The 26,639-nt window shown below is 35.2% G+C and carries 19 protein-coding genes; 6 read left to right on the top strand and 13 right to left on the bottom strand.

Translation table 11 applies throughout. The annotated features are described in order from the left end of the window. Positions 1–86 precede the first annotated feature (86 nt). Positions 87–2,579 carry a DNA gyrase subunit A gene (gyrA, locus tag GQR60_RS03880; RefSeq protein ID WP_124991668.1) on the bottom strand — a complete coding sequence of 831 codons (2,493 nt, stop codon included), beginning with the start codon at positions 2,577–2,579 and terminating at the stop codon, positions 87–89. A gap of 303 nt (positions 2,580–2,882) precedes the next feature. Here gyrA and GQR60_RS03875 point away from each other — a divergent pair, with 303 nt between their 5' ends. The 3 genes from GQR60_RS03875 to GQR60_RS03865 all read left to right on the top strand — a co-directional run bounded on the left by GQR60_RS03875 (position 2,883) and on the right by GQR60_RS03865 (position 6,717). Further along, positions 2,883–5,384, top strand: a complete 2,502-nt coding sequence (locus GQR60_RS03875; RefSeq protein ID WP_124991667.1) for an ATP-dependent Clp protease ATP-binding subunit — start codon at positions 2,883–2,885, stop codon at positions 5,382–5,384. A gap of 114 nt (positions 5,385–5,498) precedes the next feature. Then, positions 5,499–6,014, top strand: a complete 516-nt coding sequence (gene tpx, locus GQR60_RS03870) for a thiol peroxidase (protein ID WP_124991666.1) — start codon at positions 5,499–5,501, stop codon at positions 6,012–6,014. Between the two features lie 58 nt (positions 6,015–6,072). Beyond that, entirely contained in the window at positions 6,073–6,717 is a 645-nt protein-coding gene (locus tag GQR60_RS03865) for a 3'-5' exonuclease (protein WP_124991665.1), read from the top strand. Here the strand turns inward: GQR60_RS03865 and rimO are convergent. From rimO to GQR60_RS03830, 7 genes are all read right to left on the bottom strand, one after another. Beyond that, entirely contained in the window at positions 6,697–7,995 is a 1,299-nt protein-coding gene (gene rimO, locus GQR60_RS03860; protein ID WP_124991664.1) for a 30S ribosomal protein S12 methylthiotransferase RimO, read from the bottom strand. The two genes, GQR60_RS03865 and rimO, sit on opposite strands and share 21 nt — an antisense overlap. Before the next feature lie 147 nt (positions 7,996–8,142). Beyond that, complete coding sequence (gene ftsY / locus GQR60_RS03855; RefSeq protein ID WP_124991663.1) at positions 8,143–9,093, bottom strand: signal recognition particle-docking protein FtsY; 951 nt, start codon at positions 9,091–9,093, stop codon at positions 8,143–8,145. A gap of 164 nt (positions 9,094–9,257) precedes the next feature. Then, the gene (locus tag GQR60_RS03850) at positions 9,258–9,410 is read right to left on the bottom strand and encodes a DUF4295 domain-containing protein (RefSeq protein WP_101309562.1); all 153 of its coding nucleotides are present in this window, start codon (positions 9,408–9,410) and stop codon (positions 9,258–9,260) included. Positions 9,411–9,417: 7 nt separating this feature from the next. Further along, positions 9,418–9,600 (bottom strand): 50S ribosomal protein L33, encoded by a 183-nt coding sequence (rpmG, locus tag GQR60_RS03845; protein WP_101309561.1) that lies wholly within the window; start codon positions 9,598–9,600, stop codon positions 9,418–9,420. Between the two features lie 13 nt (positions 9,601–9,613). Further along, on the bottom strand, positions 9,614–9,856 hold the full coding sequence (rpmB, locus tag GQR60_RS03840) for a 50S ribosomal protein L28 (protein WP_096432400.1): 243 nt from the start codon (positions 9,854–9,856) through the stop codon (positions 9,614–9,616). Positions 9,857–10,147: 291 nt separating this feature from the next. Continuing rightward, positions 10,148–11,050 carry a YitT family protein gene (locus GQR60_RS03835; protein WP_124991662.1) on the bottom strand — a complete coding sequence of 301 codons (903 nt, stop codon included), beginning with the start codon at positions 11,048–11,050 and terminating at the stop codon, positions 10,148–10,150. 341 nt (positions 11,051–11,391) lie between these two features. Further along, on the bottom strand, positions 11,392–13,428 hold the full coding sequence (locus tag GQR60_RS03830) for a M3 family metallopeptidase (protein ID WP_124991661.1): 2,037 nt from the start codon (positions 13,426–13,428) through the stop codon (positions 11,392–11,394). A 571-nt stretch (positions 13,429–13,999) separates the two neighbouring features. Here GQR60_RS03830 and proB point away from each other — a divergent pair. The 3 genes from proB (at position 14,000) to GQR60_RS03815 (ending at position 18,755) form a co-directional block, all read left to right on the top strand. Next, on the top strand, positions 14,000–15,070 hold the full coding sequence (gene proB, locus GQR60_RS03825; RefSeq protein WP_124991660.1) for a glutamate 5-kinase: 1,071 nt from the start codon (positions 14,000–14,002) through the stop codon (positions 15,068–15,070). Between the two features lie 92 nt (positions 15,071–15,162). Further along, positions 15,163–16,410, top strand: coding sequence for a glutamate-5-semialdehyde dehydrogenase (locus tag GQR60_RS03820; RefSeq protein WP_124991659.1), 1,248 nt, complete (start codon positions 15,163–15,165; stop codon positions 16,408–16,410). 536 nt (positions 16,411–16,946) lie between these two features. After that, entirely contained in the window at positions 16,947–18,755 is a 1,809-nt protein-coding gene (locus GQR60_RS03815; RefSeq protein ID WP_124991658.1) for a MutS-related protein, read from the top strand. Between the two features lie 70 nt (positions 18,756–18,825). Here GQR60_RS03815 and lgt read toward each other — a convergent pair whose 3' ends face one another. From lgt to GQR60_RS03790, 5 genes are all read right to left on the bottom strand, one after another. Next, entirely contained in the window at positions 18,826–19,629 is an 804-nt protein-coding gene (lgt, locus tag GQR60_RS03810) for a prolipoprotein diacylglyceryl transferase (RefSeq protein WP_124991657.1), read from the bottom strand. Between the two features lie 97 nt (positions 19,630–19,726). Beyond that, positions 19,727–23,023 carry a preprotein translocase subunit SecA gene (gene secA, locus GQR60_RS03805; protein WP_124991656.1) on the bottom strand — a complete coding sequence of 1,099 codons (3,297 nt, stop codon included), beginning with the start codon at positions 23,021–23,023 and terminating at the stop codon, positions 19,727–19,729. Between the two features lie 104 nt (positions 23,024–23,127). Next, complete coding sequence (locus GQR60_RS03800; protein WP_124991655.1) at positions 23,128–23,511, bottom strand: hypothetical protein; 384 nt, start codon at positions 23,509–23,511, stop codon at positions 23,128–23,130. A 101-nt stretch (positions 23,512–23,612) separates the two neighbouring features. After that, entirely contained in the window at positions 23,613–24,125 is a 513-nt protein-coding gene (locus tag GQR60_RS03795; RefSeq protein ID WP_124991654.1) for a ferritin, read from the bottom strand. 188 nt (positions 24,126–24,313) lie between these two features. Then, complete coding sequence (locus tag GQR60_RS03790) at positions 24,314–26,539, bottom strand: NADP-dependent isocitrate dehydrogenase (RefSeq protein WP_124991653.1); 2,226 nt, start codon at positions 26,537–26,539, stop codon at positions 24,314–24,316. Positions 26,540–26,639: the final 100 nt, after the last annotated feature.

Genomic DNA, 26,639 nt, shown 5'->3' with positions numbered 1-26,639 from the left:
TTTAATAACAATTTCGAACAAAAATATATTTTTATTCTATACCATGAACAAGATTGTTTTCTTTATATTTAGTCTAAGTATCTATTTTACACCTCTTCTTGAGTTGATTCCTCAATATCTAATTCTGAAACTTCATCTGAAGAGTTTACTTTAGCAACCGCTGCAATAGAATCGTTTTTCTTACTCAAGTTAATCAAACGAACACCCTGAGTAGCACGCCCCATAACTCTTAAATCAGAAACAGCCATTCTAATTGTTATTCCAGATTTATTAATGATCATCAAATCCTCATTATCTGTAACATTTTTAATGGCAATTAAATCACCTGTTTTCTCAGTAATACTAATGGTTTTAACCCCTTTACCACCTCTATTGGTAATTCGGTAATCATCAATCTTAGAACGTTTTCCAAAACCATTTTCAGAAACAACAAGAATATCCTCTTCTCCATTCTCAACACATATCATGCCAACAACTTCGTCGGTCTCATCTTTCAATGTGATTCCACGCACTCCTGAAGCTGTTCTACCCATTGGGCGAACTTGACTTTCGGCAAATCTAATTGCTTTACCGGAACGTCCGGCAATTAAAATTTCATTATTGCCATTAGTCAGTTTTGCCTCTAATAATTGATCTCCTTCGCGAACGGTTATTGCGTTTACTCCGTTAACTCGAGGTCGGGAATATGCTTCTAATGAAGTTTTCTTAATGACCCCTTTCTTGGTACAAAGAACAATGTTATTATTATTTATATATTCTTCTTCATTTAAATTAAGAACATTGATATAAGCTTTTACTTTATCATCTTGTTCTATATTTAATAAATTTTGAATTGCTCTACCTTTGGATTGCTTAGTTCCTTCAGGAATTTCATAAACTTTCAACCAAAAACATTTTCCTTTTTCGGTAAAAAACAACATAGTATTATGCATTGTCGCCATAATCATATGCTCTAAGAAATCCTCTTCTCTTGTTATACTTCCTTTAGAACCTACTCCACCTCTATTTTGTGTTTTAAACTCAGAAAGAGGAGTACGTTTAATATATCCCATTCTTGAAATAGTAATAACCATTTCTTCATCGGCATAAAAATCTTCAGGATTGAACTCTTCTGAAGAATAGACGATATCTGTTCTTCTTTCGTCACCATACCTCGCTTTTACATCTATAAGTTCATCCTTAATTATACCCATTCGAATGGATTCATCATTGAGAATTGAGTTCAGATAATCAATTAACTTCATCAATTCTTCATATTCTGCATGCAGCTTATCTCTCTCAAGACCGGTAAGTTTCTGCAAACGCATATCCAGAATAGCTTTAGCTTGAAGTTCATCCAATTCAAAATTAGACATTAAGCCTAATTTTGCCTCTTCTGGTGTTTTGGAGCCTCTTATTAAGGCAATAACCTGATCAATATGATCTAATGCTATAATCAAACCTTTTAAGATGTGCGCTTTAGCTTCAGCCTGCTTTAATTCAAATTGGGTTCTTCGAACAACAACATCATGTCTGTGTTCAACAAAATACATGATCAAATCCTTAAGATTCAGCATCTTTGGACGCCCTTTAACCAACGCAATATTATTTACGCTGAATGAGGTCATCATTTGAGTGTATTTAAACAATTTGTTTAAAACAACATTTGCAATTGCATCTCTCTTAAGATCGAAAACGATGCGCATACCGTTACGGTCTGATTCATCATTTACATTTGAAATCCCTTCGATTTTTTTATCATTAATCAGGTCTGCAGCTTTCATTATCAGCTCAGCCTTATTAACCATGTAAGGAATCTCTGTTACAATGATCTTTTCACGACCAGTATCAGTCGTTTCTATAATTGTTTTAGAACGAACAACAACACGCCCTCTACCCGTCTCAAAAGCATCTCGAACCCCTTGATAACCGTAAATTGTACCACCGGTAGGAAAATCAGGTGCCTTTACAATACTAATTAAGTCGTCCATCGAAACATCATTGTTCTCAATGTACGCAATAATAGCATCTATAACATCAGATAGGTTGTGTGGCGCCATGTTTGTGGCCATACCTACAGCAATACCCGAAGCACCATTAACCAAAAGATTTGGAATACGGGTTGGAAGAACAGTTGGCTCCTTCAATGATTCATCAAAATTGGGAATCATATCAACTGTATCCTTTTCAAGATCCGCTAAGATTTCTTCGGCAATTTTTTTCATTCTTGCCTCAGTGTAACGCATAGCTGCCGGGCTATCTCCATCAACAGAACCAAAATTTCCCTGACCATCAATGAGAGGATAACGCAAAGACCAGTGCTGAGCCATACGAACCATTGTCATGTACACAGAACTATCACCGTGCGGATGATACTTACCTAATACTTCTCCAACAATTCTAGCTGATTTCTTATAAGGTTTCGTTGAAGTCATTCCCAACTCACCCATTCCAAATAACACTCTTCGATGAACAGGTTTTAATCCATCCCTAACATCTGGCAAAGCTCTGGAAACAATCACCGACATTGAATAATCAATGTAGGCAGATTTCATTTCCTCTTCTATATTAATACGTATAATTCTCTCTCCCGTAGTCATTATATTTCTTTTAAAATTCTAAACATTTATCGGAATAACAAAAGTAACAAAATATGTAGATTTTGCGTAACAATGGAAGCGTTATTTACACATGGATTAAGATAAATATTTACTCAATTAAGCATTACAGCTTGATTATTAGATTAATTCATTCTTAAGATATAATTAGTGTAAAAAATTGATGGCCCATTTAGGCTTGTATCTAATTATTTTTCGTTATTTTAATGTTGCATTAAAATAACCGGAATCTATTTTCCGATTGATTTACCATTAATTTGTTAAAAAATTTAAAAAACCTACTATATGGATTCTAAATTTTCACCTCGTATTAAAGATGTACTTTCTTATAGCAAAGAGGAAGCTGAAAGGCTTGGAAACAATGCCATTGGAACAGAACATTTGTTTTTAGGGATTCTTCGTGAAGGTGAAGGTATTGCTGTCGACATTCTAATTTCTTTAGGAGTTGACCTTTACGATATTCGAAAAAACATAGAGAAAAATCTAAAATCAGATACTGTTTCTGACTTGGATCAAAATAATATTCCTCTGCAAAGGTCAGCAGAACGTGTTCTTAAATTAATATATCTTGAAGCTAAGGCATTAAAAAACAACACCATAGATACAAGTCACCTTCTTTTAGCCATTTTAAAAGATGAAAAAAGTTTGGTGACTCAAGTCCTAGAAGACAATACTATTGATTACAATAGGGTGAAAGAGAATTTAAAAACACTCTTCCCAAAAGCTCAGGCTGACTATACACCAGAAGACAGTGAAGGAAAAAGTGGGCAATTTGGTGGAGAATCCAAAAGAACAACTGCCAGAGGAAAATCTGAAACTCCTGTACTGGATAATTTTGGTATTGACATCACAAAATCAGCAGAAGAAGGTACACTGGATCCAATTGTTGGAAGAGAAATTGAAATTGAAAGACTTGCGCAAATTCTAAGCCGTAGAAAAAAGAACAATCCTATTTTAATCGGGGAACCAGGCGTTGGAAAATCAGCTATCGCTGAAGGACTTGCATTAAGAATCATTCAAAAAAAGGTATCGCGGGTTTTATTTGGAAAAAGGGTTGTCTCTCTTGATCTGGCATCAATTGTTGCAGGAACAAAATACCGGGGTCAGTTCGAAGAACGTATGAAAGCAATTTTAAATGAGCTCTCAAAAACGAATGATATTATTCTTTTTATTGATGAAATCCACACAATTGTAGGAGCTGGCGGTGCTACCGGATCGCTTGATGCAGCAAATATGCTTAAACCTGCCTTGGCTAGAGGTGAAATTCAATGCATTGGTGCTACAACCCTTGATGAGTATCGTCAAAACATTGAAAAAGATGGTGCTTTAGAAAGACGCTTTCAGAAAGTTATGGTTGAGCCAACTTCTCCTGAAGAAACAATAGAAATCCTAAATAATATCAAAGAACGATACGAAGACCATCATAATGTTTTCTATACAAAAGAAGCAATTGAAGCTTGTGTAAAGCTAACATCCAGATACATAAGTGACAGGCATCTTCCTGATAAAGCAATTGATGCTCTTGACGAATCCGGTTCGCGTGTTCACATATCAAATATTCATGTGCCTGTGATCATCGAGGAACTTGAGAAAAAAATTGAGGAAACCCGTCAAAATAAAATTAAAGCTGTTAAGGCTCAGAAATTTGAACTGGCAGCCAGCTTCAGAGATAAAGAAAAAAGCTACTCGGAAGATTTAGAGCGGGAAAAAGACAAATGGGAACAAGAACTTAGCCTTAAAAAAGAAAAGGTTTCAGAAGATGATATCGCGGAAGTAGTAGCTATGATGACTGGCGTTCCTGTAAAAAGAATCGCTCAGGCAGAAGGCTCACGACTCGTTAAAATGGCTAGTGAACTTCAAGGGAGGGTCATTGGACAAGAAGATGCCATTAGTAAAGTAGTTAAAGCAATTCAAAGAAATAGAGCCGGCTTAAAAGATCCAAACAAACCAATTGGTACATTTATATTCCTTGGACCAACTGGAGTTGGGAAAACGCAACTAGCCAAAGTTTTATCAAATTATTTGTTTGATAGCAACGACTCACTGATACGGATTGATATGAGCGAATATATGGAGAAGTTTGCCGTATCAAGATTAGTTGGAGCTCCTCCGGGATATGTAGGATATGAAGAAGGTGGGCAATTGACTGAAAAAGTTAGACGTAAACCCTACTCTGTAGTACTTTTAGATGAGATAGAAAAAGCTCATCCGGATGTATTCAATATACTGTTACAAGTGCTGGATGATGGCCAATTGACTGATAGTTTAGGCCGTAAGGTTGATTTTAAAAATAGTATTATCATAATGACTTCCAATATAGGAAGTAGAGAATTAAAAGATTTTGGAAAAGGAATCGGCTTCCAATCCGGAGGAACTGATGCTAATGATTACACTAGTAATATTATACAGAAAGCACTGAAAAAAGCATTTGCGCCTGAATTTCTAAATAGAATTGATGATTTGATCATGTTTAATTCTCTAACGCAAAAAGATATCCATAAAATTATCGATATCGAACTTGATGGATTATATAAGAGAGTTAATGACTTGGGATACAACATTAAATTGTCTGCTCCGGCCAAAGACTTTATTGCTGAAAAAGGATATGATGTCCAATTTGGTGCTCGTCCATTAAGACGTGCTATTCAAAAATATTTGGAGGACGAAATGGCTGAAGTCATTATTAGAGCAAATATTTCAGAAGGTGATACAATTTCTGTTGGGTTTGATAAAGCCAAACAAAAAATAACAACCAAAATTCTGAAACAACACAAAGAAGTTGAATAGAAATAAAGCCGGAATATCTTCCGGCTTTATTTTTTATATTTCAGTTCTATTTTTATTTAGAGTAATTCAAAACAATTATTACCTTTGATTGAAACGACAAAATATAGTATTATTATGAATAAGAACAATAAAAAAGTTGCATTTGCAGGAAACCCAATGACTCTCCTTGGAAATGAAGTAAAAACTGAAATGACTGCAAGTAATTTCACAGCCCTTAACCAAGAACTTGCTCCTGTTCAACTATCCGATTTTGATGGAAAAGTGAAGATTCTTTCTATTTTCCCATCAATTGATACCGGCGTTTGCTCAGCTCAAACTCATCGATTCAATAAAGAAGCTGCTTCTCTTGATAAAAATATTCAAATCATTACTTTATCCAACGATTTACCATTTGCATTAGGTCGTTTCTGTGGCGCTGAAGGGATTACAAATTTAGTAACGCTTTCGGATCACAAAGAACTTGACTTTGGATTAAAATATGGTTTTGTTGTAGAAGAATTACGCCTTCTTGCGCGTGGCGTTGTCGTTGTTGATAAAAATAACAAAGTAAAATACGTAGAATATGTAGCAGAAATGACTGAAGAACCTAACTATGAAGCAGCATTAAAAGTTGCTAAAGCATTGGTTTAACATTTACAGTAATTAATTAAAAAAGCTCCTTTATGGAGCTTTTTTTTAAAGAAAGAATATGTATTTATTTTTCGATACAGAAACAACTGGCCTGCCAAAACGCTGGAATGCTCCCGTTACCGATTTGGACAACTGGCCCAGACTCGTTCAGCTGGCCTGGCTTCTTTATGACAGCAGAGATAATGAAATTAAGAGAGCAAATAGAATCATCATTCCGGAAGGATTTATTATTCCTCCTGAAGCTTCTAAGGTACATGGTATTTCAACACAGAAGGCTATTGATGAAGGAATTGACTTGTCTGAAGTATTGAATGAATTTTCAAAAGTATTAAATGAGGCTGATTTTTTAATTGCTCACAACATTAGCTTTGATGAAGTAATTATTGGAGCTGAATTTCTGAGGAAAGATATCAAAAACAGATTGATCGACATCCCTAAAATTTGTACCATGAAAACCACCACCAATGTCTGCAAGATTCCGGGAAGAAGTGGTTACAAATGGCCTAATTTAACTGAACTTCATCAATTCCTGTTTCAAAAAGGTTTTGACGGTGTTCATGATGCTCTCGCTGATGTAAAAGCATGTGCCGATTGTTTCTTTGAGTTGAAGAAAACCGGAATGTATCAAGTACAAGGAAGTTTATTTAAAAAAATAAGGCAGACCAAACGATCTGCCTTATTTTTATATTATTTCTCCAAATAAATCGTAATCTTCAAAATCGTTAATTCGAACAGTGTAAAACTCACCAATTTTAAGATCGGCTCCATTTGTTGGAATTAAAACCTCAGGGTCAACCTCATATGAATCGAATTCTGTTCGTCCGTAATAGAAATCAACATCCTTTCTATCAATTACAACTTTTAATTCTTCCCCCACTCTTTTTTCGTTCACGACTCTCGAAATCTCCTGCTGTAAAGCCATGATATCATCCCTCCTGCTTTCCTTTATCTCTAAAGGAATATTATCATCATAATTGATTGCCGCATAGGTATCATCTTCATTTGAATATGGAAAAACTCCCAAGCGTTCAAATTTCATCTCCGACACAAATGCCATAAGATCCTTCATGTCGGCTTCGGTTTCACCAGGATGACCAACCAACATTGTAGTTCTAAGAGTAATTCCTGGAACCTCCGCTCTAATTTTAGCAATCAACTCAATAGTTTTCTCACGATTAATACCTCTACGCATCAAGTTTAATACATTATCGCTGGAATGCTGAAGGGCAATATCAAGGTAACGACAAACTTTAGGATTCTCCCGCATCAACTTAAGAATTCCGTATGGAAATTGAGTAGGATATGCATAATGCAACTTAATCCACTCTAAACCATCTATTTCAGAAAGCAACTGAACCAATTCAGCAAGTTTCGATTCGTTATATAAATCATATCCATAGTAGGATAAGTCCTGAGCAATCACCAACAACTCCTTTACCCCATCTTTTACCAGTCCCCTTGCCTCTTCCAATATATCTTCCATAGGTCTGGAGACATGCTTCCCTGTAATAATAGGGATGGCGCAATACGAACAGGATCTATTACACCCTTCAGAAATTTTTAGATAGGCAAAATGCTTAGGTGTAGTAATCATTCTAAAATTCTTAAAGTCAGGCTTATAATCCTTGTTTAATTCTTTCACAATCAATTGCCATTCAAATTTACCAAAAAAGTGATCTACTTCAGGAATCTCTTTTACCAAATCATCACGATATCGCTCCGACAAACAACCCATTACAAACAGTTTATCTATTTTTCCAGCTTTTTTTGCTTCTACATATTGCAGAATCATATCAATCGACTCCTCTTTAGCATCACCAATAAATCCACAGGTATTAATAATGATAGTTCTTGCATCACTATTCTCTTCATCACAACCAACCTGAAATTGATTGGCATCCAGCTGTTTCATCAACAACTCAGTATCAACTAAATTCTTTGAACAACCTAAACTAACAATATTTATTTTCGTCTGATTCATATATAGATTTCCTTTTAACAACTTAAATTTTGGCAAAAATAAGAGAAAAAACTCTTTTTTCCATTTGAATTGGGATTATTAGCGAGTTAAGAATAACGAAGGCTGTCTTTTGGGGACAGCCTTTTCAATTATTATCAAGAGATTCGCTTAACTAAATAACGAATCAACAAATTCGTTTCGATTAAATACCTGCAGATCTTCCATGCTTTCCCCTATACCTATATATTTTACAGGCACTTTAAATTGATCAGAGACACCAATAACAACTCCTCCTTTTGCAGTACCATCCAGCTTTGTAATAGCCAATGCATTTACTTCGGTTGCTAAGGTAAATTGTTTTGCCTGCTCAAAAGCATTCTGTCCAGTTGATCCATCCAACACCAATAAAATTTCATGAGGAGCTCCCGGAACAACACGATCCATAACACGCTTAATCTTACTTAACTCGTTCATTAAGTTGATTTTATTGTGCAGACGACCCGCTGTATCAATAATTACTACATCAGAACCATTTGCCTTTGCCTGAGTAAGAGTTTCAAAAGCTACAGAAGCCGGATCAGCGCCCATTCCCTGATTTACAACAGGAACCCCGACCCTCTCGGACCAAATTATTAACTGATCAACAGCAGCCGCACGAAATGTATCTGAGGCACCAAGTGTTACTTTTTTCCCAGCCTTTTTAAACTGATAAGCTAATTTTCCAATGGTTGTTGTTTTACCAACACCATTAACACCCACAACCATTATTACATAAGGATGATCTGATTTTGGCAAATCAAATGTTTCGTAATCACCCTTATTATTTTCCTTCAACAAACCCGCAATTTCCTCTTTAAGAATACGATTCAATTCGGATACCCCAAGAAATTTATCTTCTGCTACACGTTTTTCTATTCGCCCAATAATTTTCAAGGTTGTATCAACTCCTACATCTGAAGAAATCAGAACCTCTTCCAGCTCATCAAGAACATCATCATCTACGGTTGCTTTACCTACAACAACGCGAGTTAACTTCTTAAAAACACTATCCTTTGTTTTAGCAAGTCCTTTATTAAGATTTTCTTTTTTTGATTTCGAAAAACTTCCAAATAATCCCATTTCTAATTAAATTTTAGCCTGCTAAAGTACAAAAAAATGAGCTTACAAGCAATTAACAATAAACGTAATAGAGTTGAAAAGCAAACTTATGTTTTTAGATAAAAAAAAAGCTTCCTAATAAAATTAGAAAGCTTTTAATATTCAATGCTATATGAACATCTTTACTATTTAGCAAAGAAATCCTTAACGTTTTCGTTCGGTACGATTTCCTCTTTAAAAGAATATGCACCAGATTTAGGAGATTTCACCATTTTGATTACTTTAGCGAAACCACGGCCTTCACCTTTTTGTAGGGATGCTACTACTTTCTTAGCCATATCTCAATTATTTTATTTCTCTGTGAACAGTTACTTTTTTCAAAATTGCATTATACTTCTTCATCTCCATACGATCAGGAGTGTTTTTCTTATTCTTAGTAGTAATGTATCTTGAAGTTCCAGGTATACCACTGTCTTTATGCTCGGTACACTCAAGAATTACTTGCACTCTATTACCTTTTTTAGCCATTTTCTATGCCTTTTTAGTATTTTTTAATAAATCCTTTTTCTTGAGCTTTAGTAAGTGCACCTTTTACTCCTAATTTATTAATTAGTCGTACTCCTGCAGCAGAAATCCTTAGCTCAATCCAGCGATCCTCTTCAGGAAGATAGAACTTCTTATCGAAAAGATTTGGATAGAATCTTCTCTTAGTTCTTCTTTTTGAGTGAGAAACATTGTTCCCAACCATTACGCTCTTTCCAGTAATTTGACAAACTCTTGACATAGTCCAGATTATTTTTTTCCTTAAACGCTTTTCAAACAGGTCGCAAAATACGTAATAATTTTCTTGAAAATCAAATTATTTCACAACTTTTTACAGATATATTTTAACGCGAATGAAATTGCTCCGTGCATTACAAACACAATACAAGTCTAAATTGCAGAGAGTCTCTTTTAACAAACAATAAATTCATTTTCTTCATGACAATGAATAAAGCTACATTAGACTTAACAACAAAAATAAAAAAATCCCTCCATATTCGGGAGGGATTTTTAAAAATATTTAAAAATAATCTTATTCTTCATTTAGCGATTTAAAACCTTCACCCAAAATTTCATTCGCTTCGGTAACATTAACAAAAGCAGAAGGATCCACCTCTCTAATATATAGTTTAAGAATCTCTAATTCCCTACGGCTCATTACAGAATAAACCATTTTTTTCTCTTCTCCTGAATAAACTCCGGTTCCGGTAAAAATAGTCGCACCTCGTTTCAAATCATCTCTGATTTTTGAAGAAATAGACTCAAATTGATCGGAAACTATCATAACTGTCTTGTGATAATTTGCGCCACTAACAACCATATCGATAATCTTACCTTCAATGTAAATAATGATTAAAGAATAAATTGCAAACTCCCATCCAATGGTTCCTGTTTCGCTAGGTTGAGCAAGTGTAAACAGAACAATTATACCATCTACAATCATCACCAACTTACCCAGCGAAAGCTTAGTATATTTGGCCAAAATCATTGCAATAATATCAGATCCGCCTGAAGTTGCACGTGATTTAAATATGAATCCTATTGAGATTCCATAAAATACACCTGCTACAATTGTATTCAGCATTGGATCTGCAATAACTTTTGCGTAATCCGGAGAAACAAAGGTTTCCATAAACCAAACTGTGAACAAAATTACACCAATACTCACAATTGTTTTAACCCCAAATCGAGGACCTAGAATTATTGTGCCTAAAATTATCAATGGAATTTCCATTGATATTGTACAATAACTGATTTTCCAGCTAAACATTGTGTTTAGAACTGTCGCAATACCATACACACCTCCTGGTGCCAGTTTATAAGGTACTACAAATAAGATGTCAGAAACAGCAAAAATTATACTTCCCAGTATTAAGTAAGCATAGGCACTAAGCCATTCATTTGACAAAAATTTTTCTTTGGTTACAAAAGCCATTTTTTAATCGTTAGTTTAAGTGTTTAAAATTCGCCGACAAAAATAGACGCACCTCTTTTAATAACAAGGATTTTTGTCAAAATTCACAAAACCGCAACTGCCTGTAAAACAGTGATAAATATTGTTACAGCATATTTTTAAAAACATATTCATCCAAACTAAAGAAAAAAGACGTCAATTTTTCACTTATGAAAATATTCATGTATTCATTTCGCCTGATTAATATAATACTAAAACTCATAATTATCTTAATCGACTTCACTACTTATGTTCATTTATATTTTTGATCAAAAAAAAAAGCTGTTCTAAAAAGAACAGCTCCTATTTTTTTCAAGATTAATCTATTTCAGACCACTTCTCTTTAAAAGAGGTTCAATGGAAGGTTCTTTACCCCTAAATTTCAGGTAAAGGTTCATTGGATGATCACTTCCTCCCTTTTCAAGAATATTTTCTTTAAACGATTTAGCAACTTCTTTATTGAATATCCCAGCACTTTTAAAAGCGTCAAAAGCATCTGCATCTAAAACCTCGGCCCATTTGTATCCATAGTAACCTGCACCATAACCTCCGGCGAAAATATGTGAAAATGCTGTACTCATACAGCTTGTTTCTACCCGATCAAACAATTCTGTTGAAGTCATCGCTTTATCCTCAAAAACTGAAACTTCATCGGCCACGGGCTCTGTTACACTATGCCAAGCCATATCATTTAGTCCAAAACTAATTTGACGCACAAATGAATAACCACTTAGGAAATTTTCGCTGTCGATAATCTTTTGCACAATCTCGGCAGGAATCTTTTCTCCTGTTTGGTAGTGTTCTGCTACATCATCCAACCATTCTTTTTGTGTAGCAAAATTTTCCATGAATTGTGAGGGCAACTCAACAAAATCACGATACACATTTGTACCGGAAAGGCTGCTGTAGGTGCATTTTGACAACATACCGTGCAAAGCGTGACCAAACTCATGCAAAAAGGTAGTTACTTCATTAAAAGTAAGTAATGACGGTTTTGTTTCACTTGGTTTTGTGAAGTTACAAACAATGGAAATATGCGGACGATAATCCGTACCTTTTTTACGGTATTGATCGACGAAGGACGTCATCCAAGCTCCTCCTTGTTTTGAACTTCGAGGGTGAAAATCAGTATATAATAAGGATAAAAATTCTCCTTTATCGTCAGTCACCTCATACACATCAACGTCCTTATGATATTTCGGAAGATTAGGATTAATATTAAATTTTATCCCGTAAAGGCGTGTAGCCAAAGAGAAGATGCCTTTTTTAACCCGTTCCAATTCGAAATATGGTCGGGTAATTTCATCATTAACATCAAATTTTTCTGTTTTTAATTTTTCAGCGTAATAAGCCCAATCCCACCGTTCTAATTTAAAATCAGCGCCTAAACTTTTTGCATACACCTGCAATTCCTTAAATTCCTCTTTCGCCTTAGGCATTGAAGCATCCAATAATTCGGTTAGAAAATCTGTAACCTTACTTGATTTCTTTGCCATTCTCTCTTCTAAAACAAAATCGGCATAAGAAGTGTATCCGAATAGCTGAACTTTCTTTAATCGCAGTTCTACGATACGCTTTAGTATTTTTTGGTTATCGAATTTATCGTTAAAACAACGTGAAGAATATACCTTAAACATTTTCTCGCGTAATTCACGAATATCTGAATATTGCATAAAAGGAACGTAACTGGGAAATTGCAGAGTAAATATCCATCCTTCTTTATCTTTCTCCTTTGCAACAATGGCTGCTGCCTCGATAATTCCATCAGGAAGACCTGATAATTCATTTTTATCAGTAATGTGAAGCTCAAAATTATTGGTAGCAGCTAAAACATTTTCGCCAAACTGCAATGTCAATTTGGAAAGTTCTTTAGATATTTCCCGAATCTGATCCTTTTTTTCTTTTTCCAGATTTGCTCCGGATCTTACAAATGATTTGTATCGGTCAGTCAGCAATTTCTCCTGCTCAACCGTAAGTTTCAATTCGTTTTTTTGATGATAAACATCCTTCACACGGGCAAATAGTTTCTCATTCATGATGATGTCATTTGAAAACTCCGTTAGCATGGGCGAAACTTCTCTTGCCAATGCCTGCATATCATCATTTGTATTGGCATGATTTAAATTGAAAAAAATGGAAGCTACCCGATCCAATTGATGTCCGGAATACTCCAAAGCCTCAATCGTATTCACAAAATTTGGCTCCTCGGCATTGTCAACAATCTGATCTATTTCCTTTTTCGCAATATCAATACTCTCAGTAAAAGCAGGCAAAAAATGATTCAATTCAATTGATTCGAACGGAGCCGCTTCATATGGTGTTGTAAATTTGTTTAGTAATGGATTTGTATGTACAGTCATAGTTATTTTTTTTTAGCAGTAACAAAGATATAAAATTGAGAAGGCAATTAAACTGGAAAAAATAATTATTTGGAAAATATCTTAATAGTATTCTTAATCATTTCAAAATCGATACAATCAACTGATTTACAACACATAAAAACTTACTAATCTGATTAGTATTCCGCATGGAATTTTTAACGCAAACCTTTCCATATTATTCACAACACTCAACATATCAAGATGTAATGGAATCATCTCATGAAAAAATTCCTATATTTGATTGATTAAAACAAGGGGGATTTGTAATTATCAAGCATTAGCAAAATGAAAGGTATGAAATTTCTTATCTATAAAAGTTTACAAACAGAAGCAAAAGGCTCCGTCTTTTCTTCTGAATTACTGTGTCTGAATTTTTATTACATTCATCCCTCCCATCCCTTTGGGTATCTCTCAAAAAGCATCCTGAAATAAACATTTCTTTTTGCCTTTCATTATTCATTGAACAGGCACTTACCATTTTACTCATTCCAATTTATAAGTACCGAATTCTATTCCCGTACTTCAAATTGTCATATCCATATATTAAAGTATGAAACGAATTTGCATTAAAATAGGCTCTAATGTTCTTACCAAAGAGAATGGAGAACTAAATACATCCAGAATTAAAAACATCGTCTATCAAATTTCTTCGTTAAGAAATATGGGAATACAATGTATTCTTGTTTCTTCGGGAGCTGTTGCTGCAGGAAGAAGTAAGGTAAAACTGTCTGAAAAGATTGATACTGTTTCAGCAAGACAGATATGGTCTTCAGTTGGTCAGGTAGAGTTACTGAATGTCTATTCTGCCTTTCTTAAGGAGTTTGAAATTGAGTGTGCTCAAGTTCTTGTTACAAAACAAGATTTTAGAACACGGGAACACTATCTAAACATGAAAAACTGTTTAAATTCTCTTCTAAACAATAGAATTCTGCCAATTATTAATGAAAATGATGCCGTATCAGTTACTGCTCTAATGTTTACGGATAACGATGAGCTATCCGGATTGATAGCCTCGATGATGGATGTTGAAGCGCTTTATTTACTAAGCAATATTAATGGAATTTATACTGGAAATCCAGACGACAATAATTCCACATTATTACAAACTGTGCACGGTGACGTTAACAGGTTGAAACAATATATCACCACTAAAAAATCCAATTTTGGAAGAGGTGGGATGTTAACCAAATGCAGTATAGCCGGAAGAGTTGCCAAATCAGGCATACCGGTACATATTGCCAATGGAGGAATTGATGATATTGTATTGGAACTGGTTAATTCACCTGACGAAATAAACCACACAAGCTTCACAGCAAGCAAAAAAGCATCAACGGTAAAACAATGGCTGGCAGGATCGGATGGCTTTGAAAAAGCCAGATTAGTAATTAATAAAGGTGCTGAAGAAGCTCTGTGCTCAAAAAAAGCTACAAGTTTATTGCCAATTGGTGTTATAAAGATTAGTGGGGATTTTGAAAAAGGAGATATTATTAAAATTGTTGGTTTATCGGGTAAGGTAATTGGGCTTGGGAAAACTCAATATAATAAAACTAAAGCGGAAAGTTATATTGGAAAAACGGGAACAAAACCTCTGGTTCATTACGATTATCTTTTTCTTTATTAATGATACGTTTTGATTTCAGATAATTATATCAATTAAAAAATAAGGTATAACTTTTAGGTGAACTCCCAAATTCAAACAAAAAAACAAAAAACATGATCTGTACAGAACAATTACATAAAGTCAAAGATGCTTCCAGAACCATGTGTCTGCTTAGCTCTGAAACAATAAACAATCTTCTTGAACAACTTTCAAAATCTCTTAGAGAAAGCACAGAACAAATTCTTGAGGCCAATCAGAAAGATCTGGAACATATGTCTGAATACGATCCAAAATACGATCGTTTGCTGTTAAGCCGCGAAAGAATTAACGGAATCGCAGATGATATTGAAAATACAATTCAACTGCCTTCTCCTTTAGGAAAAGTGCTCTCTGAAAAAACGCTTGAGAATGGTTTAGCAATTAAAAAAGTTAGTGTTCCATTGGGAACTGTAGGTGTTATTTATGAGGCTCGTCCGAATGTTACGCTAGATGTATTTGCTCTCTGCTTTAAATCGGGTAATGCCTGCGTTTTAAAAGGAGGCAGCGACGCTGAAAATTCAAATAAGGCCTTGGTAGCATTAATAAAAAAGACGCTTGCAGATAATCATCTTGATCCTGAAATCATTCAATTGCTTCCTTCAGCCAGAGAAGCTGCTGCAGAATTAATGAACGCAGTAGGTTTTGTTGATGTTTTAATACCAAGAGGCTCTCAAAATCTCATCAACACAGTTCGGCAAAATTCTAAAGTTCCGGTGATTGAAACCGGTGCTGGTATTGTACATACCTATTTTGATAAGGATGGAGATTTAAAAAAAGGAAAACAGATTGTATTTAATGCAAAAACACGTCGCGTAAGCGTTTGCAATGCCTTGGATTGTCTTTTGATTCATAAAAGTCGTCTTGCTGATCTACCAGAATTAGTAAGTAAACTACAGGATAAAAATGTTGAAATATTTGCCGACGAAGAAGCTTATCATGCAATTAAAGCTACCTATCCTAAAAACTTACTCAAGAAAGCTGATAAATCATCTTTTGGAACTGAGTTTCTAAGTTACAAAATGTCGATAAAAACAGTAAGTGATTTTCAGGAGGCAACAGATCACATTTACAAGTACAGTTCCAAGCACAGTGAAGCCATAATAAGCGAGAACTCAAAAACCATAAGTAACTTTTACTCAGTTGTTGATGCTGCTGCCATTTATTCCAATACTTCTACTGCATTTACAGATGGTGCACAATTTGGATTAGGAGCTGAAATTGGCATAAGCACACAAAAATTACACGCCCGAGGACCAATGGCTTTAGAAGAATTGTGCTCCTATAAATGGTTAATTACCGGTGATGGGCAGACCAGAGAGTAGATCCGAGATCCAACTCCAAATTTTCAACTAAATCCGGTAAATATTTGTATTGTACCGGATTTTTTTATTGCCGTTTATTGCGGATTAGCAGATTTACGATATCTGAACAGACAGATTTCTAAATTAGATGTTTTAGTTGTAATTAGAATACCTAAAACACAAAAATAACGGTTATGACAAACAAACTATTTACGAAGATTAAATCTTGTTTTTATTCTTTTAAAGAAACGAAAACAATGATATTTTATTTCAATATATTTTTTTATCCTAATAATAATTCCAATAAAACAGGCAAAATACCTGTATTGCGAATACGTATATTTTGATTTAAACTTGCTAAATTCGCACTTGTCGCATGCTGGATTTAAGTACAAAAGAACAATTCCCTCTATTTATATTTCAAACATAGCGATTGGTTATATCCAAACTTAAATTGGATATTAATTTTACGAAAATGAATAAACTGCATAACAGATTCAGAATATAAAACACAATATTTTGTATAATTTTAGAATCCAAATCTCAATATATAAAAAATGAATCAAAAACTATCCTTTTACACCGATCGAATACATACATTTAAAAAGCAAACAGGCGATCTTCAAAAACAGAATCGAAACCTCTCATTTTTACGTCTTTTTTCTGCAATTGGAGCATTCGTATTTTTTTATAGTTTTCTATCCTATTCTGCATTAATTGCAAGTGCTGTGGCTATCACATTAGTATTCTCACTGATCTATTTTGTGAGAAGGTACAATCGAAACAGTAAAAACATAAAAAGACTGCAAGCTTTAATCCAAATTAATGAGGATGAAATTCGTTGTTTAAAAACAAGACACAGCGATCTTTATTACGATGGTGAAGAATATCTGAAGCAGAATCATTCCTATGCATCAGATCTGGACATATTTGGACAACATTCTCTCTTTCAATTAATCAACCGTAGCGTTACTAAAACAGGTAATAATACTCTTGCCAGCTGGCTCGAAAAGCCATCACCTAATCAAGAGATCATCAAAAGACAGAAAGCGGTTAAGGAATTATCAAAAAAGATTGATTGGAGACAAAATATCATTCAATATGGCTTTGCGAACAAACTAAAAAATGATGATCCCAGCTTTGTAATTGAATGGGGTAAAAAGCCCTCACCTTTTCATGGAAAGAAAGTATTACAAATCGCTGTTACAATTATGCCTTTGCTTTCATTGGGAGCCTTGGTATATTCTTTTATCGGCTCACAAGCTCCTATTACAATAATGATATTGGCTAATATTGGAATACATTATTTCAATAGCAAAAAGGTTAGTCTGGAGCATGAACAAACTTCGAAAAGAGGGGAAATGCTCAAAACCTACTCCTATATTATTGAGCAGTTCGAAAAAGAAAATTGGGGATCTGAAAAACTGAATGAGCTTAAAAAGACATTGGCAAGTGATGATAAACCAACAGCAAAGAAAATAAACCAATTGACCAGTTTAATAGAATTACTTGATCAGCGCTTTAATCTTGTTGTTCAATTTCTTTTCAACCTTTTGTTTTTCTATGAATTGCACATTTTGTTTCGTATTGACCTATGGAAGCAGAAATACGGCCATGACATTGAAAAGTGGTTTGATGCAATCAGTGAGATTGAAGCCATTTCCAGCTTATCCAACTTAAGTTTTAATCATGAAGATTGGGCTTTCCCGAAAATCTCTGAGAAACACTTTGAATTGGAATTAAAAGAAGCAGGCCATCCCTTGATTGATCAGAAAGCAAGAGTAAATAACGACTATCAACTAAATGGTCAGGGAATTGTTCATATTATTACAGGATCGAATATGGCCGGAAAAAGTACTTTCTTACGAACTGTTGGAGTAAATGTAGTAATGGCTTTAGCAGGAGCTCCAGTTTGCGCTCAGGAAATGACGGTTTCAAATGTGGAAATCAATACATCAATGAGAATTAAAGATTCGATAGAAGAAAATGAATCTTCATTTTATGCAGAGCTAAAACGAATTCAGCTAGTTCTTGAAAAGGTGAACCGGAAAGAAAAAACTTTACTTCTATTGGATGAAATTTTGAGGGGAACCAATTCGAAAGACAAACATACAGGTTCGAGAGCATTGATTAAGCAATTGGTGAAACACGATGCCGTTGCGATGGTGGCAACACATGATTTGGAATTATCGGTACTGGAAGAAGAATTACCCGGGCAGGTTGAGAACCGGTTCTTCGATATTAAAATTGATGGAGATCAACTTTATTTTGACTACAAAGTGCAAAAAGGATTTTGCAAAACCTTTAACGCTCCCATTTTAATGAAGAAAATGGGAATTGATTTGGAAATATTGAAAGAAGCCTAGCATTCAAAATGCTGCACAACAAAAAAAGCCGAATCGGAAAAGATTCGGCTTTTTGTTATACTATATTTGATTACTTCATCGGTTCTATTCTAAAAGATCGAATCAGAAAGAACAACCCGATTAAAACAAACGGAATGCTTAGTAACTGTCCCATATTTAACAACATTCCCTGCTCAAAAGCTTCCTGATTTTCTTTAATGAACTCAATAAAAAACCGAGCTGTAAAAATCATCACGAAGAAAGCGCCGAATAATCTTCCGCTGTATTGTTTTGCATTGGTTTTCCAATACATAAATGATAGAACACCAAAGGAAATCAAATAACAAATTGCTTCGTATAATTGTGCCGGATGTCGTGGTGCTTCCGGCTCATAAATAGAAGCCCTGATGAATTGAAATCCCCAGTCAGAATGAGTTTGAGTTCCAATAATTTCTGAATTCATCAAATTTCCCAAACGAATAAAACATCCTGCCAAAGCAACCGGAATTACCACGTAATCCAATATCCAAAGCATTGATTTTCGGCTCACTTTTTTAGAATAAAACCATAAAGCAACAAGAATTCCAATTGTAGCACCGTGAGATGCCAATCCTCCCCGCCAAATTTTAATGATTTCGGCTGGGTGTTGTGAATAAAATTCCCATCCGTAGAAAAACACATGTCCCAAACGAGCACCTACAACAGTTGCAATCATGGTATACAGGAATAATTTATCCAGCCATTCCAGTTTAATACCATCTTTTTTAAACATTTTTTCTACCAGATAATATCCTAACAAAAAGCCTAAAGCGAAAAGTAATCCGTACCAACGGACCGCGATAGGGCCGATTTTAAATATTTCCGGGTCGATATCCCAAAGAATTGAAAGCAACATATGTGTTTTTTTAAGTTTGGTAAGTAAAACTAAATGGATTGTTTCGACTTGCGAAACAATCCATGTGAATTTAGTATGATTTTTTTAATTATGGAAATTAAGCCGGAACTCCTTTTCCATGACATTGTTTGAATTTTTTACCGCTACCACAAGGACAAGGTTCATTTCGTCCTACTTTTTGAGCAACACGAACAGGTTCCTGTTTTTTGGGTTCCGGTCTTTCTCTGCCTCCTCCTACTTCTTCTTTTGTAGTTTTCAAATTGCTTAAATCGGTTCTTTTACGTTCTTCTGCCTTACGAACATCTTCAGGATCCGATAATGGAATATGACCTTTCATTAAGCTGCTGACAACACTCTTATTTATCGTTTCAATCATTGTTTTAAACAAATTGAACGATTCAAATTTGTAAATCAACAATGGATCTTTTTGTTCGTAAGAAGCATTTTGAACAGATTGTTTCAAATCATCCATCTCACGCAAGTGCTCTTTCCAGGCATCATCGATGGTTGCAAGAATAGAAACCTTCTCGAAAGAACGAACCAAATCTTCAGCCTTGCTTTCGTAAGCTTTCTTCAAATTAGTTACTACCTGAAACATTTTGGATCCATCAGAAAACGGAACAACAATGTTCTCATATATTTCTGCTTTTGACTCGTATACATTTTTAATTACCGGATAGGCTTGCTTACTAATGGCTTCCACTTTTCGTTTGTAGTTATCCAAAACTACGGCGTAAATTTTCTCAGTAATTTCTTCAGGTTTCTCCTTCATAAATTCCTCTTCACTTACAGGAGATTCGGTTGAAAAAGTACGAAGCAAATCCATTTTAAACTCCTCAAAATCACCACCATGATATTCATTTGCAATCAATTCTGATATGTCATACATCATGTTGGCAATATCTACTTGAATACGCTCACCAAATAATGCATGGCGGCGACGCTTGTAAATAACCTCGCGCTGAGAGTTCATTACATCATCGTACTCCAATAATCTTTTACGAATACCGAAGTTGTTTTCTTCCACTTTCTTCTGGGCACGTTCTATAGATTTAGTAATCATGCTGTGCTGAATTACTTCACCTTCTTTCAGTCCCATTCTATCCATTAACTTTACAATACGATCTGAGCTAAACAAACGCATCAAATCATCTTCCAAAGACACAAAGAATTGGGAAGATCCAATATCTCCCTGACGACCGGCACGACCACGTAACTGACGATCGACACGACGGGAATCATGACGCTCTGTACCAATAATTGCTAAACCGCCAGCAGCTTTTACTTCATCACTTAGCTTGATATCAGTACCACGACCAGCCATATTTGTTGCAATGGTTACAGTTCCCGATTGACCCGCTTCCGCAACAATATCTGCTTCGCGCTGATGTAATTTTGCATTCAGTACATTGTGCTTAATCCCTTTTATTTTAAGCATCCGACCAAGTAATTCTGAAATTTCAACAGAAGTTGTACCCACTAAAACCGGACGACCAGCATTCACCAGATCTACAATTTCATCAATTACAGCAGAATATTTTTCACGTTTTGTCTTATAAACCAAATCCTCACGGTCATCGCGACAAATCGGACGGTTGGTTGGAATTACAACTACCTCTAATTTATAAATATCCCAAAGCTCACCTGCCTCTGTTTCAGCAGTACCAGTCATACCGGCAAGCTTATTATACATTCTAAAATAATTCTGAAGAGTAATAGTAGCAAATGTTTGAGTTGCCGCCTCCACTTTCACATTTTCTTTGGCTTCAATTGCCTGATGCAAACCATCTGAATAACGACGACCTTCCATAATACGACCGGTTTGCTCGTCTACAATCTTCACCTTACCATCCATCATTACATATTCTACATCTTTTTCGAAAAGAGTATATGCTTTTAATAATTGATTGATCGTATGAACTCTTTCTGATCTTACCGAGTATGCCTGAATCATTTCATCTTTTCTGGCTACTTTTTCTTCATCCGAAAGATCTGATTTTTCAATTACTGCTACTTCTGATCCAATATCAGGCAGTACAAAGAAACCTGAATCTTCAACATCAGAACTAATCAAGTCAATTCCCTTATCTGTAAGTTCAATTGAATTGTGCTTTTCATCAATAACAAAATACAATTCATCAGTAATGATGTGCATATTTTTGTTATTCTCCTGCATGTAAAAATTTTCAGTTTTCAAAAGATTAGCCTTGTTTCCCTGCTCACTTAAAAACTTAATAAGCGGCTTCATCTTTGGCAATCCCTTGTAGGTTCTAAGTAATAGTTTTGCTCCTTCCTCCAGATCCTTCTTATCTTCGCTGTTCAATAATTTTTTAGAATCGGTAAAAATCTTCATTACCAGATCATTCTGAGCTTTCACCAATTTTTGAACCTTTGGTTTTAGATCATCAAATTGTTGGTGTTCACCTCTTGGAATTGGACCGGAAATAATTAATGGTGTACGCGCATCATCAACCAAAACCGAATCAACTTCATCGACAATTGAATAATTGTGACGACGTTGAACCAAATCTTTTGGATTTGTTGCCATATTATCACGCAGGTAATCAAAACCAAACTCATTATTTGTTCCAAAAGTAATATCACATGCATAGGCTTTTCTACGCGCATCTGAATTGGGAGAGTGTTTATCGATACAGTCAACAGATAACCCGTGAAATTGGTACAATGGTCCCATCCATTCCGAGTCACGTTTTGCAAGATAATCATTCACAGTAATCACATGAACTCCTCTGCCGGTTAACGCATTCAAAAACACAGGCAATGTAGCTACAAGAGTTTTACCCTCACCGGTTGCCATCTCAGCGATTTTTCCTTGGTGAAGAACAGTACCTCCAATTAGCTGAACATCATAGTGAATCATATTCCATGTAATTTCAGTTCCGCCTGCAACCCATGAATTAAAATAAACGGCAGTATCGCCATCTATTTGTATGTTATCGTAATATGGAGCTAAATCGCGATCGAATTTAGATGCAGTCACTTCCAGTTCAGTATTTTCGGTAAATCTACGGGCAGTGTCTTTCACAACAGCAAAAGCAGTAGGCAAAATCTCCTCTAATACCTCTTCAATCTTGTCATCAATTTTCTTTTCAATTCCGTCAATCTGATCGTAGATTTCCTCTCTTTCGTTGATTGATAATTCACCAACATCAATCTTATCTTTAAGACTCTGTATTTCGTCTTTTTCAGCTTGAATAAAATCCTGAATGCGTTGCTTTAATTTAACTGATTCTCCACGAAGATCATCATTACTTAAAGTAGTGATTCTATCGTATTCTGCTTTAATTCGCCCTAAGTAAGGACTCAATTCTTTAAGGTCTCTATCTGATTTATTACCAAACAGTTTACCCAATGTACTATCTATAAAACCCATTTTGATTTGTTGATTTCGATGTGTAAAACATTCTCAACCAAAAGGTTGAAAACAATATTATTATATAGTAAGTGATATTTCCTGTTGAAAAAAGGAAAGAAAAGTTAAGCTAAAACAGGGGCTCTGATATGAAAATCACCCTCAGGGATTGTACTAATAAGAACATCCCGAAAAACGGAACAGTAATGATAATCAAACCAGGCTGGAATACTTACCAATGGAATAACTTGATTAACTACAGGGAATTTAGGCAAATTCTCAAGTAAAGAAATATTTTCAACATTTGGAATGTATTTCCCTGCAAATTGATCCTGCTCTGCATGAGCAAGTATTGTTGATGAATAAGATTCATCAAGATTCTGGATATGATCGGCATACCAATCTGCAAACAGCTGATGATCAACAGTTAAATCCTGACCATTGGCCATAGGAACTGCTGCCGCACATCCTGTGAGCACACAAAATACTACTATGAGATATCTATTCATGTCCATTGAACTCAAAAGTAAATATTTTTATTGACTTAACAGTTCTACATTATAAAAAAAGCCTCACATAAGTGAGGCTTTTGAGTATATTTTGTTTTTAACTAGACTTGAGTTGAATCAACAAAAACTCTGGCTTTAAATTCTTTGTCCATCATATACAAACCGTGACCTTTTCCTTCAAACATTCTTAATTGGTCGATAATTTCACTAACAGTAGCTTCTTCTTCTACCTGCTCGTCAACAAACCACTGCATAAAATTCACTGAAGCATGATCTTTTTCTTCAATAGCAACATTTACACAACCATTAATTAAGGTTGTCACATACTCTTCGTGCTTTAAAGTTTCTTCGAAAATATTTAATACATCATTCCAATCAGAAGGAACTTCTTTAATTGGCTCCAGAATAACTCTTCCATTGCGTTCGTTTACGTAATCCGTCATTTTCATCGCATGTGAAGTTTCTTCCTGAAATTGTACTTTCATCCAATTTGCAAAACCCGGCATTCCATTCGCATTGAAATAGTTCGACATTGACAAATAAAAATAAGCAGACCAAAATTCAGCGTTGATTTGCTTGTTCAAGATTTCTTCTACTTTTTTACTAATAGCCATAACGTATAATATTTTTAAGTAAGTTCAAATTCTACATCAAATGTAAGAGAAATATGGTAATCTAAGTATTGCAAACCGTAGCTTTAATCCTAATTTAAAATCAAACTAAATACCACATTTTGTTGAACAAAAAAGGTCTTCCAGATTGGAAGACCTTAAATTTTATCCATTAAGGATATAAATATTTATTAAATAGCGTCGATTATCGCATTTAAGGTAGTACTTGGACGCATAGCCTTATTTGCCAATTCCTCGTTTGGCATAAAATAGCCGCCAATATTCATTGGTGCACCTTGAGCACCATTCAATTCAGCAATGATTTTTTCTTCATTAGCTTCCATATCCTGAGCTACTTTAGAAAAAATTGCTTTCAATTCAGCATTTTTATCTTGTGCCGCAAGTGCTTGAGCCCAATACATTGCTAAATAAAAGTTAGAACCACGGTTATCCAACTCATTCACCTTACGTGATGGTGATTTTCCTTCTTCCAAGAACTTACTTACGCCTAAATCAAGGGTTTCTGCAAATAAAGAAGCCTTCTCATTATTAAACGTATTAGCCAAGTGCTCTAAAGAAACACCTAATGCTAAATATTCCCCAAGAGAATCCCAACGCAGGTGACCTTCAGTCAAGAATTGCTGAACGTGCTTAGGAGCCGATCCTCCGGCGCCTGTTTCAAACAATCCTCCACCATTCATCAACGGAACGATAGATAGCATTTTTGAAGAAGATCCCAACTCCAAAATTGGGAAAAGATCTGTTAAATAATCACGCAATACATTACCAGTTACCGAAATTGTATCTTCCCCTTTACGGATTCTTTCCAATGAGAATGCAATTGCATCATCCGGAGTCAAAATGCGAATATCCAAACCAGAAGTGTCATAATCAGCTAAGTAAGTGCTTACTTTTTTGATTAACTGAGCGTCATGAGCACGATTTTTATCCAACCAGAAAATAGCAGGAGTATTCGTTGCTTTAGCTCTGTTCACAGCTAATTTAACCCAATCCTGAATAGGAGCATCTTTAACCTGACACATTCTGAAGATATCTCCTTTTTCAACTTTCTGCTCCATTACAATGGTTCCATCGAATTCCACAACGCGAATAACACCATCTCCCTGAGCAATGAAAGTTTTATCATGTGATCCGTACTCTTCGGCTTTTTGAGCCATTAAACCAACATTCGACACAGACCCCATGGTTGCTACATCGTATGCTCCATTTTTTCTGCAATCGTCAAAACAAACCTGATAAATAGTAGCATAACATCTATCTGGAATCAATGCTTTGGTATCCTGAAGTTCCCCTGCAGAATTCCACATTTTACCACCATCGCGAACAACAACAGGCATCGATGCATCAATAATCACGTTATTTGGAACGTGCAGGTTAGTGATTCCTTTGTCAGAATCAACCATCGCAATATCAGGGCGGGATTTGTACACTTCCATAATATCAGCTTCGATTTCAGTTCTCTTAGCTTCAGGAAGATTTTGAATTTTATTATAAAGATCGCCTAATCCATTGTTGAAGTTTACTCCTAATTCTTTAATAGTATCAGCGTGCTTAGCGATAGCTTCTTCATAGAAAACCTCAACAGCATGCTTAAACATTACAGGATCAGAAATCTTCATCATGGTTGCTTTAAGGTGCAGCGACCATAGTAATCCTTCTTTTTTAGCCCCAGCAATTTCTTTAGCATAGAAAGCACGTAATGCTTTCACATTCATTACTGATGAATCAATAACTTCATTAGCCAACAGCTCCTGCTTCTCTTTTAATACAGTTGTATTGCCTGCATTGTCAACATACTCGATGCGTACGTTAGTTGCTTTTGGCATGGTCACCGATTTCTCTGAACCGTAAAAATCACCCTCTGTCATGTGAGAAACGTGAGATTTTGAATCTGCAGACCACTTACCCATTCTGTGCGGGTTATTCTTAGCATATTGCTTAACAGAACCTGCTGCCCGACGGTCGGAGTTACCTTCGCGTAAAACCGGATTTACGGCACTACCCAAAACTTTTGCAAATCTTACTTGAAGTGCTTTATCTTCATCTGTTTTAGCTTCTTCCGGATAAGTTGGAATATCATATCCTTTTTCCTGCAACTCAGCAATCGCGCTCTGTAATTGAGGAATTGAAGCACTAATATTTGGCAGTTTAATAATGTTTGCTTCCGGGGTTAATGAAAGCGCACCTAATTCAGCCAAATGATCAGGAATTCTTTGCTCTTCAGTTAAATTCTCAGGAAAGTTGGCAATAATTCTTCCTGTAAGAGAAATATCCTTGGTTTCGATCTCAATTCCTGAAGTTTTAGTAAAGGCTTTGATAATTGGCAATAACGAATAAGTCGCCAAAGCTGGAGCTTCATCAATTTTAGTGTAAATGATTTTTGACTTCTGTGCCATGTTGGTTGTTGTTTTGAGTGATTTAATAATTAATAAAAAGTCTGTATTTACTTAATTAAATTCGAAATAATCACATCTCAAATTCAGAGTAAACATATGT

This window comes from Labilibaculum euxinicum (genome assembly GCF_009795715.1).
GTDB lineage: Bacteria > Bacteroidota > Bacteroidia > Bacteroidales > Marinifilaceae > Labilibaculum > Labilibaculum euxinus.
The sequence above is the reverse complement of the archived record's forward strand: the minus strand, read 5'-3'. Positions and strand labels throughout refer to the sequence as shown.